Genomic DNA, 15373 nt, shown 5'->3' on the forward strand with positions numbered 1-15373 from the left:
GCTGCGCAGCCGAACGCAGCCTCGCTAGGGCTCGACAGCTGCTACAAGTCGTCGTGAATTAAATTTCCAAGACTTCCATCTCGCGCAGCACTTCGGCGACCGCCGCTACCGCCGCGTGCATCTCGGCCTGGTTGACGTGGCCGATGCAGCCGACGCGGAAGGTTTCGACCTGGGTCAATTTGCCGGGGTAGAGGATGAAACCCTTGGCTTTGACGCGTTCGTAGAATTCCTTGAACTGGTAACGCGGGTCTTTCGGCGCGTGGAACGTGACGATGATCGGCGCCTGAATCTCGGCGGGCAGGAAACTGCGCAGCCCCAGTTTGGCCATGTCATCGAGCAGCACCTGGCAGTTGTTGGCGTAGCGCTGATGCCGGGCGGGCAAACCACCTTCTTCGTTGTATTGCAGCAGGGCTTCGTGCAGCGCGGCGACCACGTGGGTCGGCGGGGTGAAGCGCCACTGGCCGGTCTTGGCCATGTAGGTGTGTTGATCGAAAAGGTCCATCGCCAGCGAGTGCGAGTTGCCGGCGGCTTTCGCCAGCGCTTCTTTGCGAGCGAAGACAAAGCCCATTCCCGGCACACCTTCCAGGCATTTGCCCGAGGCGGCGATCAGCGCGTCGAACGGCACCTGTTGCGCGTCGATCGGCAGTGCGCCGAAAGAGCTCATGGCGTCGATGATCAGGCGTTTGCCGTGTTGCGCGATGACGTGGGCGATTTCCGGCAGTGGGTTGAGGATCCCGGTGCTGGTTTCGCAGTGAATCAGCGCGACGTGGGTGATGCTGGCGTCGGCGCGCAGCAGGCGGTCGACGTCGGCGGCGGTGGTCGGTTCGTCTTCAGCGGTTTCAAAGGTGCTGAAGGAACGGCCGAGCACTTCGCAGATTTTTGCCAGGCGTTTGCCATAGGCGCCGTTGATCAGCACCAGGACTTTGCCGTCGCGAGGCACCAGCGTGCCGATTGCCGCTTCGACCGCGAACGTGCCGCTGCCTTGCAGGGGCACGCAGTGGTGGCTGTCGCCGCCGTTGATGATTGCCAGCAGTTGTTCGCACAGGCTGGCGGTCAGTTGATTGAAGCGGTCATCCCATGAACCCCAGTCGACCATCATCGCCTGACGGGTGCGGGCCGATGTGGTCAGTGGGCCGGGGGTGAGCAGGATGGGTTCGGCAGTACTCATTCTCGTGTCCTCGCAATCGATGGGATGAAGCTACGGGGCTTAAATTGCAATTTGCCGTGCTATCAATCAAATTGTTTGTTGTTATGCCAATCATCAGTGAGGGTTATTCATGAACCTGTTCCAGCTCCGCGCATTCGATGCGGTGGCCCGCGAGGGCAGCTTCACCCGGGCCGCCGCGCGACTGTTCATCAGCCAACCGGCGGTCACCGGGCACATCAAGGCGCTGGAGGAGCACTACCAGATCACCCTGTTGCGGCGCACCGCACGACGGGTGGAGCTGACGGAGGAGGGCACCAAACTGGCCGCGATCACCCGGGCAATGTTCGGTCTGGCCGAAGAGGCGCAGGTGATGCTTGAGGCCAACCGGCAGTTGCTGACCGGGCGTCTGGAGGTTGCGGCGGATGGGCCGCACATGGTCATGCCGATGCTGGCGAGTTTGCGTGCGCGGTATCCCGGCATTACCGTGAACCTGCGGCTGGGCAACGCTCAGGAAACCTTGGCGGCGTTGCTGTCGGAGCATGCCGACGTGGCGGTGCTGACCGAAGTCGAACCGCGCAAGGGGCTGCATTTGCAAGACTTGAGCGAATCACGGATTTGTGCGCTGGTGCCTGATAGTCATCCCTGGGCGCAGATGTCCAAGGGGGTGCCGCTCAAGGCGCTGGATCAGGTGATCATGGTGTTGCGCGAGCCCAGTTCGATCACCCGGCGCACCTTCGACGAAGCCTGCGCGACGGCGTTGGTCAGTCCACGGGTGTTGCTGGAACTGGACAGTCGCGAGGCGGTGACCGAAGCCGTGGCCGCAGAGTTGGGGGTTGGCGTGGTGTCGTCGGTGGAGGTCAGTCATGACCCGAGGGTGGCGGCGGTGCCGATTATTGGTGAAGGACTGGTTAACCGACACATGATTGGCTGCATGGAGCGGCGACGGGATTTGCGCTTGATACAGGCGTTTTTCGAGTTGGCGCCCACCTTGTAACCGAGGTGCGCCCATCGCGAGCAAGCTCGCTCCCACACTGGTTTTGCGTTGATCACATAATCTGTGGCCAACATAGATCCCCTGTGGGAGCGAGCTTGCTCGCGATGGGGCCGGGCCTGCCTACGCAAGACTCTCGCGAACCATCTCCAGAAACGTCGCCACCACCCGCCGCGAACTCTGCTCGCGCAAGCACACCAGCGTCTCGGTCAATCGCCGTTTGCAGTCGGTAATCGGCAACGCACACACCCGCGAATCCGCGCCGAACTCGGCAGCCGATACCACACCGACACCAATCCCCACGACCACCGCTTCACGCGCCGCTTCCCGACCTTCAACCTGAATCGCCGGGCGGATGCGAAAGCCTGCCTGGGCCATTTCTTCTTCCAGTGTCTGGCGCGTCACAGAACCGATTTCCCGCAGCACCAACGGCGTGTCATCCAGATCCGCGAGGCAAATCGATTCACGGTCAGCCCACGGATGATGGCGGGAAACGAACGCCACCATCGGGTCGTTGCGCAGCGGCAACGAGATCAGACGTTCGTCACTCACCTCCCGGCCCAGCAACGCCAGGTCGGCCTGATAGTTGAACAGCCGAAACAGCGATTCGTCGGTGTTGCCGGTTTCGATCTTCACGCTGATGCCGGGGTAGCGCTCACAAAAGCGAGCAATCTGCGGCAACACGTGCACTGGCGCGTCCACCGCGAGAATCAGGGTGCCGGTCTGCAAGGCCCTGGAGTCATGCAAGAGCTCCTGCGCTTCGGCCTCGATAACGAACAATCGCTGGGTAATGCTCAGCAACCGCTCACCCAGATCCGTCAGGCGTACCGAGCGTTTGTTGCGGTGGAACAGCAGCACACCGAAACGCTCTTCGAGCTTGCGCACCTGGTCGGAAATCGCCGGTTGCGTGAGGAATAGCCGCTCGGCGGCTTTGGTAAAGCTTCCGTGCACGGCCACGGCATGGAAGGCTTTGAGCTGGGCGTGGGAAACCGACATCGAAACCTCCAGTAACAAGCTGGGCTTATATTGGAAATACGATAAATCGATTTCACTTATTAATCAGTAATTGTTTTTATCCACCTCAGCCCCGGTGACTGGTCAGTCAAACAGCGTCGGCGGCCATGAGCCTGTGCGTGCAACAGCAGGACTCATCTGACCGATATCGCCAAAGGGACGCTGCGATATCGAAGTGCTCAACAATAAAAAAACAGGCGTTATTTCTCAATTTCTGCCGGCACACTCACACCCTGAGGTCAGAACCACCATGAACAAGCACATCGGCACTATCAAGCGTTGGCGCGTGCAGATCTTCGCGATCACCTGGCTCGCTTACGCCGCTTTCTACTTCACCCGCAAAGCCTTTTCCGTGGCAAAACTGGGGATCGCCGAAGACCCCACCTTCATGCTCGACAAAATGGCCATGGCCAACCTCGACGCCATCTACCTCACGGCTTACGCCATCGGGCAATTCACCTGGGGCATTCTGGCCGACCGCTTTGGCCCAAGGGTCGTAGTGTTTGGCGGGTTGCTGATTTCAGCGGCGGCAGCCTTGGTGATGGGCAGTTTTGCGACGTTGCCAATCTTCGCTACCTGCATGTTGATTCAAGGGTTTGCCCAGTCCACCGGCTGGTCCGGGCTGTGCAAGAACCTCGGCAGTTTCTTTCCCGCCGAACAGCGCGGGCGGGTGCTGGGGTTGTGGAGTTCCTGCTACGCCTTTGGTGGGTTGGTGGCGTCGCCGTTTGCTGGCTGGTGGGCGTATACGCTGATCGGCACCTGGCATGCGGCGTTCTTTTCCAGTGCGGCGGTGGTTGGGCTGGTCGCCGTGCTGTTTTTTATTTTTCAGCGTAACAAACCTGAAGACGTTGGCTTGCCGGCGGTGGAACCGGAGCCGCAACTGACGGCGCAAGAGGCTGACGCGCAAAGCAAGATCAGCATTCTGGAACCGTTAAAAGAAATTCTGCGCAACCGCACCGTGCTGATTCTGGGGCTCGCGTACTTTCTGCTGAAACCGGCGCGCTACGCGATTCTGCTCTGGGGACCGGTGATCGTCTTCGAACAGATGCCCTCGGTGGGCAAGGTTGGCGCGGCAATCATTCCGACTGCGTTTGAACTGGCCGGGTTGCTCGGGCCGATTCTGCTGGGTCTGGCTTCGGACAAACTGTTCGGCGCCCGGCGCATGCCGGCGTGTGTACTCAGTCTGTTGGCGCTGACGGTGACCCTGGCCTTGTTCATGGGCGCCCTGCATACCGGCAGCGTGATGCTGGTGGTGGCCCTGCTGTTCGTCATGGGCCTGACCCTGTACGGACCGGACTCGATGATCAGCGGCGCGGCCGCGATCGATTTCGGCACCGCCAAGGCAGGCGCCACAGCGGCCGGTTTCGTCAACGGTTGCGGCTCGGTCGGGGCGATTCTTGGCGGATTGCTGCCGGGCTACTTCGACTCGGTCACCGTGTTCATCGTCTTCGCCGGCTGCGCGATGTTTTCAGCCCTGGTGCTGATGCCGCACTGGAACAGCCGCCCGGCTGGCCTGCGTGCCGAAAGCGCTTTCGTACCTAACCAACCGATCACCGTAAAACCTCTGCGTACTTAAGGATTGACCCATGAGACCTTTCTGGCTGGAACAGGCGCTGGCGGCCGAGTCCTGCGCGCCGTGCGAACCCCTGGCGGGCGACACCCGCGCCGACGTCTGCATCGTCGGCGGTGGCTACACCGGACTCTGGACCGCGATCATGCTCAAGGAACAGAACCCTGAGCTCGACGTGTTGCTGATCGAGGCCGATATCTGCGGCGCCGGTGCCAGTGGTCGCAACGGTGGTTGTGCACTGTCGTGGTCGGCCAAGTACTTCACCCTTGAACGGTTGTTCGGCGTCGAAGAAGCCGTGCGACTGGTCAAGGAGTCGGAGCGCAGCATCCATGCCATCGGCGCCTTCTGCGAGCAGTACGCGGTGGACGCCGATTACCGCCTCGACGGGACGCTCTACACCGCCACCAACCGTGCCCAATGCGGTTCGACCGACGCCGTGATCGCAGCACTGGAGCGCAATGGAATCAACTCCTTCACCCAACGGCCGGTAGCGGATGTACAGCGTATGGCCGGTTCCAGCAAACATCTGGAAGGCTGGTTTTCCCCGGCGGCGGCCAGCGTGCAACCGGGCAAACTGGTGCGTGGCTTGCGCCGGGTCGCCTTGCAACTCGGGGTGAGGATTCACGAGCACACCGCCATGACCGGGTTGCAGGAGGGCAAGCCTGCGGGGATTCAAACCCCCAATGGCACTGTTCGCGCGGATCGCGTGGTGCTGGCGATGAACGCCTGGATGGCCCGGGCGTTTCCACAGTTCGAGCGCAGTGTGGCGATCGTTTCCAGCGACATGCTGATCACCGAACCGCGACCCGATCTGCTCAACGAAATCGGTTTGACCAGCGGCGTCACCGTGCTCGATTCGCGTATTTTCGTGCACTACTACCACAACACCCCGGACGGCCGAATCATGCTCGGCAAGGGCGGCAACACCTTTGCTTACGGAGGGCGAATGTTGCCGGTGTTCGATCAGCCATCGCCCTATGCCGGTTTGTTGCGGCACAGCCTGAGCGAGTTCTTTCCGGCGTTTGCCCAGGTCAAGGTCGAGGCGACCTGGAACGGTCCGTCTGATCGCTCGGTCACCGGTTTGCCGTTCTTCGGTCAGATGAGTGCCAGCGGCAACGTGTTTTATGGTTTCGGATATTCCGGCAGCGGGGTTGGCCCGTGTCACATGGGCGGGCAGATTCTCGCCTCGATGGTCCAGGGACTGGACAATGCCTGGACCCGCTCGCCTCTGGTCAACGGCCCGCTGGGCTTGTTTCCGCCGGAACCGATTCGTTACCTCGGCTCATTGATGGTGCGCAACGCCATCCGCCGAAAGGAGCGCGCCGAGGATCACGGGCATCGGCCACGGCATCTGGATGTGCGTCTGGCGAAGTTCGCGGCGGCGGCAGGCAAGGCCGACAAGGGCTGAGTGTCAGGACGAGAGGTCCGAGCGATTGACCAGCCAGTCGAGCAGCAAGTGGCTATCGCGGCGTGGCTGGGGAACCAGCCGAGTGCGCGGGTGATGACCCATGCCGACGCACAGCACCGGCCGGTCCGGGTCGCTGTCGAGAAAACTGATCAGGACGTCGCTGCCGGCCGTTGACAGGCTGGACGGGTCAATCCGACCGTCCGGCGTCGCAAGGGCCACCGGTAACCAGATACCGGCAGATTCAAGCGGATCCGCTTCCGCTGTTGGCCACAACCCAACCTGTATTCGACCTCGATCATCCAGTGTCGCCGGCTGTCCGGCAGGGCCCAGCACCCGGGCGGGCTGATAACCCGGGATGCTCGGCCTGGTCTGTTTGAGCGCCGGCCTGAAGACCGTGGACCAGGGAATGGCGGTGAACTGATTGCGGTAATGGCGGACAGTGACGGGTTTGTCGGTGGCAAGAATCGAAGGTTGTTGCCCCTGATGTCGGGTTTCGGTGAGCAGCCATTGATCGTTGAAATTCGACAGTGGATGTTCTGACACTTGCACTATCCATGCACTGCGCAGTGCGCTCTGGTTGCTTTGACCGTGGATCTGCAGGTGCTGGCAACGCAGACGTTCCAGTTGTCGTCGGCTCAACTGATCGTGATGGAGGTGCTCGGCCGTGGGCCGGACCATCACCGGCAATGGTTTGCTGAAAGCGTGGTTGGCCGCGCCGTCGTCGGGTTTTTGCGAGCCACGGTTCCTGGCCTCCAGTCGTGAGGGCAGGGGCGGCGAGTCATGGCGCTGGAACAACTCACTGATCACTGGCACGTCATTGTCTTCGGGCGCGTTGCCCTGGTAAGGCGTAAGGACCGGTTCCTGGGGGAAACTCAGGCTGTCATCGGCCAGGACCAGCACATGCCCGTCGCGCTGATGTTCGAAGTGATAGTGAATGCCTTCTTCTTCGCACAGCCGTTGCAGCAATGCCAGATCGCTCTCCTCGTACTGAATGCAAAAAGGCCGGACGGGATAGTGCCCGTTGGATAATTCGAAGCGATAGCTCCCCTCGGGCACATCCTGTTCCTCCAGCAGTTGGCGCAGGATCATCGGTACGCTGAGGTGATGAAAGACGCGACGTGAACGCTGCCGGTCGAGCCATTGAAGATAGGGCACCAGCACCAGCTTGTAGCCGATCCGGTGGGGGCCGCGATGCTCGCGACTGGCACTGTGAAGGACGCCGTGAATACCCTGGCCCTCCGTCAGGCTGAGGAATACCGGCCGTTGCAGCAATCGGTCGAGGCTCATGGCCGGTGCGAGGCCGATGACTTCGATGTCGAATCGATAGGGCTGGTTGAGGGCTTCTCGGCCACTGAACTGCAACACCTGCAAACTCAAATCGCCGTCGAGGAGTGTCAGGGTGAAAGGACTTTCCTTGTCGTTGTGCATCGAACGCGCTTCTGCCATGGAATACGGGCGCAGAGGGTACGAAACCACAGCCCTTTATGGTCACCGCAAATCGAAGTTTCAGAATCGCCCTACAACTGCCGGTGAAGATGTCGATTGGTCATGCGGGTGAACGGGTGGATTTTTTGGTCGATTGCCAACTTTAGGGCGTATAAACTTGCGCCATGCGTCGGCCAATAGATGTCTCGGCGCCATAGATCAAGAGAGTGAGTAATGGGCGCACAGTGGAAGGTTAAACACAAAGAAGCGGCATCTAACGCCAAGGGCAAGATCTTCGGCAAACTGGTAAAAGAAATCACCATCGCTGCCCGTAACGGTGCCGATGTCACGACCAACGCACACCTGCGTCTGGTGGTTGAACAGGCCAAGAAAGCCTCGATGCCCAAGGAAACCCTGGATCGCGCCATCAAAAAAGGCGCGGGCCTGCTGGGTGAGACTGTTCAGTACCATCGCGTGACCTACGAGGGTTTCGCTCCGCACCAGGTGCCGTTGATCGTCGAGTGCGTAACCGACAACATCAACCGCACCGTGGCGGAAATCCGCGTGGCGTTCCGCAAGGGCCAACTGGGTGCTTCCGGTTCGGTGGCGTGGGACTTCAACCATGTCGGCCTGATCGAGGCGTCCCCGGACAGCCCTGACGCCGATCCGGAAATGGCCGCCATCGAAGCCGGCGCCCAGGATTTCGAGCCGGGCGAAGAAGAGGGCACGACCCTGTTCCTGACCGAGCCTGCGGACCTGGACGCCGTGCAGAAAGCCCTGCCCGAGCAAGGGTTCACCGTGTTGTCGGCCAAGTTGGGTTACCAGCCGAAAAACCCGGTCAGCGGCCTGAGCGATGAGCAGATGGCTGAAGTCGAAGCCTTCCTCGAAGGCCTCGATAACCACGATGACGTGCAGGACATGTTTGTCGGGTTGGCGGGTTAATATTTTTCGCCAGTGACACCGTCATCGCGAGCAAGCTCGCTCCCACATTGGTTTTGTGTCGTACACATGATTTGTCACCAATACAGAACCCCTGTGGGAGCGAGCTTGCTCGCGATTGACCGCGAAGCGGTCACCAGCCATTCAACTCCTGAACAATCTCGCCGAACCCCGGTCGCGTCAGCACTTGCGGCTGACAGCAGCGCTGCTGCAATGCCTCCAGCTGCACACGACCCTCATCGCTCAACCCCGAGTCGATCCGCTCCAACAATTCCCCCAGCAAAATACCAAACGCCCGCACTTCGATCCGTTGCAGCGCACGGCTTTCGAGGCTGTCCGAGATGGCATGGAACGACGCAGCGCCGAAATCCCCCAGCAGGCAATCACCGTGCTCGTTCCACAGAATGTTGTGGCCGTAGAGGTCGCCGTGGGTGATGCCATGCTGGTGCAAATGCTCGGCTGCCGAGGCGACGCCACAGGCGATGCGCAATGCCACGCCAGCGCTGAACCGCGTGTCATTGGTGTAAACGTCGCGGGTACATGACGCCAGGCTCGGCAACCCGGCCAGATTGCGATAGCTCGGATCGATCAGTTGCATCACCAGTCCGGCCTGGGCTTGCGGATGCCCGTCGATTCGTCCTTCAACCCTGATCAGGTTGGGGTGACTGCCGGCGGTGATGCAGGCGTTCATTTCGTGCAACGGCGAGCCATCGCTGGTCATTTCGCCTTTGTAGAGTTTGACCGCGACCTGAGTGGCCGGTTGGTCCTGTCGATCCCAATCAGCCCGATGAATCACCCCCGACGCGCCTTCGCCCAGTTGCTGCGCCAGGCGCAGTTCGGACCAGGGAATGTGGGGCGTGGCTTCGAGGGCGGCCGCATCGGCTTCGGTCTCCAGCGGGTTGCCGGCGTACGCCAGCCAGGCCAGGCTCGGCAGGGTCAGCAGCCACTCGGGCAACTCGGTCAATTGGTTGGCGGCGATGCGGATCAGTTCGAGTCGATGGCAATGACGCAAGCCCTCGGGCAAACGCTGCAAGCGGTTGCCGGCGAGCATGAGTTTTTGCAGGTGCGGGCGTTCGCCCAGCTCGGCCGGCAATTCAGTGATGCAGTTATCGGTCAGGATCAGCCAGCGCAGCAACGGTGGCAGGGCGGCGCCGGGCACGCGTTCGATGCGGTTGCCCCTGAAGCTGACCATCGTCAGTGCGGCGCATTGGCCCAGGCAGTCGGGCAGTTCGGTGAACAGATTGTCCGAGCAGAACAGCACACGCAAACGGGTCAGGCGGTGCAAGTCGTCCGGCAGACTGCTCAAGGCATTGCCGCTGAGGTTGAGGACTTCCAGCGAGTCCGCCAGGTCGAAGATTTCTCGCGGAAACTCCGTCAGGCCGTCGGTGAGGTCCAGGCGGGTGATGCCCGACAGTTGGCCGGCGCGCAGTTGGGCAAGGGTATCCATGAACAGATTCACTTTGATCGAGAGGAGGGCGCGTGGGCCTGGAAATGGGCGACATGATACCGGCAAAGGTGTGGTGTCTGTCACACCGCTATCGCGAGCAAGCTCGCTCCCACATTGGAATGCGGTCAACTGTGGGAGCGAGCGTGCTCGCGAAGGCGGCCTGAGCCGCACCACAAAACCTAAGGATCCCTGACTTCGATCAACTGCCCCAACCGGCTGCGCGTGCGCGCCAGATCGATGGCATCGCCGCCCAGGCTTTCGCGCAAAGACTGCTGCCCGAGCAGAATCAGGTGCTTGTCCTGGTCGTACAGGACGTCGACCAGATTGATGAACCGCTGTTGGGCGGCGATGGAACAATCGGCGAGGTTGGGCAGTTCATCGATGAACCAGTGATCGAAACGTCGGCACAGCTCCAGGTAATCCATCACCGCGGTGGGGTGGTCGCACAGATCGCCGAAGGTGAAACCGATGGTTCGCCCTTCGCAGTGTCGGGCCTGAAGGTTGCGTGTCCCGACGGGCAGTTGAATGGCCGGCGCGTCGCGGTCGGGCAGGTTCAACGACTGACGCTGCGCTGCGGTAGCCGGCCAGATGTACTGTCCCTGGGTAAACAGCTGCTGGGCATGGGTTCTGACCTGACTGCGGTAGTCGTGGGGGCCGCCGACCTCCATGACCTGCATGCGAGCGTTGATCAAGTCGATCACCGGTTTGAAGCGTGCGTGGTACAGCGGGTTGGGCAGCAGTCCTTCCGGTGGGTAGTTGGAAGTGACCAGCAGCAGGATGCCTCGGCGGAACAATGCCTTGAACAGCCGGGTGATGAGCATCGCGTCGCCGATGTCATGGACGTGAAACTCGTCGAAACACAGCACCCGGCAATCGCGCAGCTGTTCGTCGAGGGTGGTTTCCAGCGCATCGGGTTGATCGCGATGACTGAACATTCCTTGGTGAAGGTGCGCAAAAAATTCATGAAAATGCAGGCGCTGTTTTTCCGCGATGGGAAGGGCTTGGAAAAATCCGTCAAGCAGCCAACTCTTGCCGCGACCCACGGCGCCATGCAGGTAAAGACCGGGAAGCGTTTTTGCCGAGGTGCCCGCCAGCGCTGCGGCGTGTTGCGCCATGCAGTCGATGACGCGCAGTTGGCTGTGGCTGAGGGTGTAACCCTGGGTGTGGGCCTTGCGGTGGAAGTAGTCGTGGATGACTCGACCGGTCACGGTGTTACCGGCGGATGCCGCCGATGACTTGCCGAACAAGCGGCGTAGCGCAGGCCAGCGTGGTGTGAGTCGCGAACGGTTGGGCGGTCGAACGGCCACTGTGAGGTTACCCCGTAATCTTCATGCCGGCTCCCCGAGCGGCGGCATAGTGTAACCAGAGGGGGAATTTCTATTCCAGTTGTGTCGACCTGTGCACCCCCCAGCCTGTAGCAGCTGTCGAGCCTGCGAGGCTGCGTTCGGCTGCGCAGCAGTCGTAAAACCAAACACCGCGGTCATTCAGGCAAACCGCAGGGAATGGATTGGCGACTGCTGCGCAGCCGAACGCAGCCTCGCAGGCTCGACAGCTGCTACATCGATTGCGTTCCTGCTGGGTGTTTGTCAGTTAGCGCTCGATACTGCGATTCCATCGCGCATTCCACGCCGGACGCTGTTCGTTGACCTGATCCCAATCGATCGCAATGGCAGTGGTCAGGTACTGTTTCATCGCCTCGACCTGGCCGCGAGTCTTGTCGGTGGTCGGGGTATTCGGATTGGAAGGGATCTGGTCGCCGTCTTCAAGCGCGGCAGCCTGAGCTTGCGGCGTCAGCAAGAAAGCGGCGAGTTTTTGCGCCAGTTCCGGCTGAGTGTTGTTGGCGATGGCGCATTCGGCCACGTTGAGCACCACGGCGCCTTCCTTCGGTTGCGCATACTCCACCGGCATGCCCTTGAGTTTCAGGGCGGTGACCTGGGTCGGTGTCAGCGGGAACAGCGCGGCTTCGTCGGTCTGAAGCATTTCGGAAATCTTCGCCGAACTCGGAATGTACTCCAGCACGTTGCGCCCGACGGTGTTCGGCCACGCCTTGAAGCCCGGCTCGACGTCGGTTTCGCTGCCGCCCTGAATCCGGTTGAACATCAGGAACCCGTGCAGGCCAAAGGTCGAGGAGGCCATCGACTGGAACACCAGTTTGTCCTTGAAACGCGGATCGGCCATGTCCATCCACGAGGTCGGCGCGGTCCAGCCTTTCTCCTTGAACAGACGCGTGTTGTACGCCAGCCCGGTCACGCCGAGGCTGACCGCCACCGCTTGATCCTTGATGCGGCCCTTGGCCGGAATCTGCGCCAGCGGTGCGCTATCTTCGAGCTTGTCGCACAGCCCCATGGCGATGGCGCGGTACATGATGCCGTCGTCGAGGAACATCACGTGCATCTGCGGGTTGCCTTTGCTGGCTTGGACCTTGGCCAGAATATCGGCGGAAGTGCCGGGCACAATCACCACTTTGACGTTGTTGGCCTTCTCGAAAACCGGCAGCACCTTGTCGGCGTAGAGCCGCTCCATGGTCCCGCCGTTCATGCCCAGGTAAAGCGTCGGTTCGGCCTGGGCCTGGGTGACCGTGAGCAGGGCGGTCAGACAGGAGAAACCGAGCAGTGCGGTGCGTTTGACGTTATTCATTGGCGCGACCTTCCTCTATCAAGCAACGGAGATGGAGTGAAACCGGGTGATGGAAAACGCATCCAGTGGCGTCTTTGAGGCGCCGCTGCAGATGATTTCGGTGAGCGCCTGGCCCACCGCGGGGCCGATCTGAAAACCTGCGCCGGCAAAGCCGAACGCGTGCAACAGACCGGGTTGAGTGCCACTGTGGCCGATCACCGGTTGACGATCGGGCAGGTAACCTTCGGTGCCGCTCCAGGTGCGAATCGCCTGGGCGCCTTCCAGAAACGGATAAAGCTCGACGGCCTGACGCAGGATCTCGATCACGGCGTGTTGACCCGGCCGGGCGCGGGCGCCGTCGAGGGCAAAACCCTGGCCGCCACCCAACACACAATTGCCGCGAGCGACCTGGCGGGCATAGATACCGCCGCCCTCGACCCCGGTGCTGGCATTCATCACCAGCGGCAACGGCTCGGTGACCAGCATCGCCGGGTGCCCGGCGTGCATCGGCACCCCCTCGCCGAACTGTTCTGCCAGGCTGCCGGCCCAGGCTCCGGCGCAATTCAGCAGCCAGGGCGCCTGCAACTCCAGACCGGTTTGCGTGCTGACGCGAAAGCGCTGACCGTCGTGTGCCACCGCGGTCACCGGGCATTGTTCATGGACTTGTGCGCCATGTCGCCGCGCCGCCCGGGCGAACGCCGGGGAGACCAGTCGCGGGTTGGCATGACCGTCATCGGGACAAAACGAGGCACCGACCGCCACCTCGCCGACCCATGGAAAACGTGCGCGTAATTCACTGCGCTCGAGTACCTGCAAATCGAGGCCATAGCCCCGACTGCTGGCGGCATAGTCTTGCAAGGCGTGCAGGTCGTTAAGGCTGCGGGCCAGTTTCAGATGACCGCTGCGCTGATACTCACCGTCAATGCCAATCAGCTGCGGCAGTTGCCCCCAGATGTCGTGGGCCCGCTGCGACAGCGCCAGTTGCGACAACGGTCGCCCCTGACGCCGCACGCCGCCGTAGTTCACGCCGCTGGAATGCGAGCCACAGAAGTCCCGCTCCAGCAGCGCCACGCGACGCCCGGCCTTGCTCAGAAAAAGCGCAGCGGAGGCACCGACAATACCGCCGCCAATGATGACGGCATCGACTTCGATCATGACTCGACCTCCAGACCAAACGGCAGGGGTTTGATGGGGGCCTGAGCCCGAAGCCTGCCGATGTCGGACACGCAGCGCTGACTTTCGCAGGCAATGATTTCCGCAGCGGCGGCACCACACATCCGGCCCTGGCAACGACCCATGCCGACCCGGCAATGCGCCTTGACCCGGTTGATCTCCCAATGGCCCTCACGCACCACTTGGCGGATGTCGCCGGCTCGCACTTCTTCGCAGCGGCAGATCATCACGTCATTCGGGGCATCGGCGGCCCAATTCTCGGGAAAGATGAAGGCCTGTTCCAGGCCTTTGCGGAAGGTATCGATCCGTCCCAGCGCCTGCTCCAATTGCGCCCCACGTTGCGCTGGGATCAGGTAACCGATGTCTTCGAGCAATGCCAGGGCCGCGCGTTCGCCAGCCATTTCGGCCGCGTCGGCGCCCATGATGCCGGCGCCGTCACCGGCCAGGTAAACCTCGGCGACACTGCTGCGACCGGCGCTGTCACGTTGCGGCAGCCAGGCGCGGTTGAGCGGGTTCCAGGCGAATTCACAGCCGAGCAGGTCGGCGAGTTGGGTTTCACTGCGCAGGCCATGGGCGAAGGCGACGGCGTCGCACTCCAGACGCTGATTGCCCTTGGCGTTGCGCCAGGTCAGCGAATGCACACGCTGTTCGCCGTTGATGCCTGTGAGGCTGGCACCTTGATGCACCGGGATGCCGTGGGCGGTCAGCCAGCTGCGGTAATAGATGCCTTTGGCCAGGGTGGCCGGCTGCGAGAGCAGGCAGGGCAGGGCGCGGGCCTGTGCGCTGAACGGCGAACTGTCGAGCACCGCGACGACATTCGCACCGGCCTTGGCGTATTGATACGCCACCAGGTACAGCAACGGCCCGCTGCCGGCGAGCACTACCCGTTCACCGATGGCGCAGCCTTGAAACTTGAGGGCGATCTGCGCGGCGCCGAGGCTGTAGACCCCCGGAAGGGTCCAGCCCGGCACGGGCAGAATCCGGTCGGTGGCGCCCGTGGCGACGATCACGCGGGAGAACGCCAGCCGCGCGGCGCGGCCTTCATGCAAGGTGTCGAGCGCACCGTCCTCGGCGTTCCACACCAGGGTTTCAGGACGGTAGTCGAGGTGCTCGCGCAGCTCATCAATCGTCTGATGCAGCGCGTTGGCCTTGCCGGCTTCGAAGCCATACAGCTTGACCGGTGAGCGTTTGAAGTTTGCCGGTTGGCGTCGATAAATCTGCCCGCCACCGTGTGCGGCTTCGTCCAGCAGCACCGGGCGAACGCCATGGGCGACCAGGGTTTGTGCGGCACGAATGCCGGCCGGCCCGGCGCCGATGATGACCACCGAATTCATACACAATCCCCTGTGGGAGCGACGGTGCGACGATTCGACTTGCTCGCGAAGAGGCCAGCACATTCAACAGATGGGCTGGCCGACAGACCGCTTTCGCGAGCAAGCTCGCTCCCACAGTGGATGGGGGTTGCGCCCGGGTTTCGTGAACGCCGTTGAACCCCTGTGGGAGCGAGCTTGCTCGCGATGACGGCGGCACATTCAACAGATGTGGTGGCTGACAGACCGCTATCGCGAGCAAGCTCGCTCCCACAGTTGATGGGGGTTGCGTCCGGGTTTCGTGACCGCCGCTGAACCCCTGTGGGAGCGAGC

Annotated in this window: 12 protein-coding genes; 4 read left to right on the forward strand and 8 right to left on the reverse strand. The window is 61.9% G+C overall.

Features of this window, described 5'->3' with window-relative positions; translation table 11 throughout:
* Window positions 1-58: 58 nt before the first annotated feature.
* A complete protein-coding gene (locus tag VD17_RS30815; protein ID WP_046057131.1) occupies window positions 59-1168 on the reverse strand; it encodes a 2-aminoethylphosphonate--pyruvate transaminase in 1110 nt (369 codons plus the stop codon).
* A gap of 109 nt (window positions 1169-1277) precedes the next feature.
* On the opposite strand from VD17_RS30815, the gene VD17_RS30820 reads away from it, so the two are divergent.
* Window positions 1278-2141: a LysR substrate-binding domain-containing protein gene (locus VD17_RS30820; RefSeq protein WP_046057132.1), complete on the forward strand. Its 864-nt coding sequence runs from the start codon at window positions 1278-1280 to the stop codon at window positions 2139-2141.
* 120 nt (window positions 2142-2261) lie between these two features.
* On the opposite strand, the gene VD17_RS30825 is transcribed toward VD17_RS30820, so the two are convergent.
* Window positions 2262-3134 (reverse strand): LysR family transcriptional regulator, encoded by an 873-nt coding sequence (locus tag VD17_RS30825; protein ID WP_046057133.1) that lies wholly within the window; start codon window positions 3132-3134, stop codon window positions 2262-2264.
* A gap of 268 nt (window positions 3135-3402) precedes the next feature.
* On the opposite strand from VD17_RS30825, the gene VD17_RS30830 reads away from it, so the two are divergent.
* Window positions 3403-4728, forward strand: coding sequence for an MFS transporter (locus VD17_RS30830; protein WP_046057134.1), 1326 nt, complete (start codon window positions 3403-3405; stop codon window positions 4726-4728).
* Window positions 4729-4738: 10 nt separating this feature from the next.
* The gene (locus VD17_RS30835) at window positions 4739-6130 is read left to right on the forward strand and encodes an FAD-dependent oxidoreductase (RefSeq protein ID WP_046057135.1); all 1392 of its coding nucleotides are present in this window, start codon (window positions 4739-4741) and stop codon (window positions 6128-6130) included.
* A gap of 3 nt (window positions 6131-6133) precedes the next feature.
* Here VD17_RS30835 and VD17_RS30840 read toward each other — a convergent pair whose 3' ends face one another.
* Window positions 6134-7558 (reverse strand): type VI secretion system Vgr family protein, encoded by a 1425-nt coding sequence (locus VD17_RS30840; RefSeq protein WP_046057136.1) that lies wholly within the window; start codon window positions 7556-7558, stop codon window positions 6134-6136.
* Window positions 7559-7789: 231 nt separating this feature from the next.
* Here VD17_RS30840 and VD17_RS30845 point away from each other — a divergent pair, with 231 nt between their 5' ends.
* Entirely contained in the window at window positions 7790-8497 is a 708-nt protein-coding gene (locus VD17_RS30845) for a YebC/PmpR family DNA-binding transcriptional regulator (RefSeq protein WP_046057137.1), read from the forward strand.
* 130 nt (window positions 8498-8627) lie between these two features.
* On the opposite strand, the gene VD17_RS30850 is transcribed toward VD17_RS30845, so the two are convergent.
* The 5 genes from VD17_RS30850 to VD17_RS30870 all read right to left on the reverse strand — a co-directional run bounded on the left by VD17_RS30850 (window position 8628) and on the right by VD17_RS30870 (window position 15064).
* Window positions 8628-9941 carry a leucine-rich repeat-containing protein kinase family protein gene (locus VD17_RS30850; protein WP_046057138.1) on the reverse strand — a complete coding sequence of 438 codons (1314 nt, stop codon included), beginning with the start codon at window positions 9939-9941 and terminating at the stop codon, window positions 8628-8630.
* A 179-nt stretch (window positions 9942-10120) separates the two neighbouring features.
* On the reverse strand, window positions 10121-11248 hold the full coding sequence (zapE, locus tag VD17_RS30855) for a cell division protein ZapE (RefSeq protein ID WP_046057139.1): 1128 nt from the start codon (window positions 11246-11248) through the stop codon (window positions 10121-10123).
* A 283-nt stretch (window positions 11249-11531) separates the two neighbouring features.
* Window positions 11532-12578, reverse strand: a complete 1047-nt coding sequence (locus VD17_RS30860) for an ABC transporter substrate-binding protein (RefSeq protein WP_046057140.1) — start codon at window positions 12576-12578, stop codon at window positions 11532-11534.
* A gap of 18 nt (window positions 12579-12596) precedes the next feature.
* Window positions 12597-13712, reverse strand: coding sequence for an NAD(P)/FAD-dependent oxidoreductase (locus tag VD17_RS30865; protein WP_046057141.1), 1116 nt, complete (start codon window positions 13710-13712; stop codon window positions 12597-12599).
* On the reverse strand, window positions 13709-15064 hold the full coding sequence (locus VD17_RS30870) for an NAD(P)/FAD-dependent oxidoreductase (RefSeq protein ID WP_046057142.1): 1356 nt from the start codon (window positions 15062-15064) through the stop codon (window positions 13709-13711). Before VD17_RS30870 ends, VD17_RS30865 begins: the two co-directional genes overlap by 4 nt.
* Window positions 15065-15373: the final 309 nt, after the last annotated feature.

It is taken from the genome of Pseudomonas fluorescens (assembly GCF_000968015.1).
Taxonomy (GTDB): Bacteria; Pseudomonadota; Gammaproteobacteria; order Pseudomonadales; family Pseudomonadaceae; genus Aquipseudomonas; species Aquipseudomonas fluorescens_W.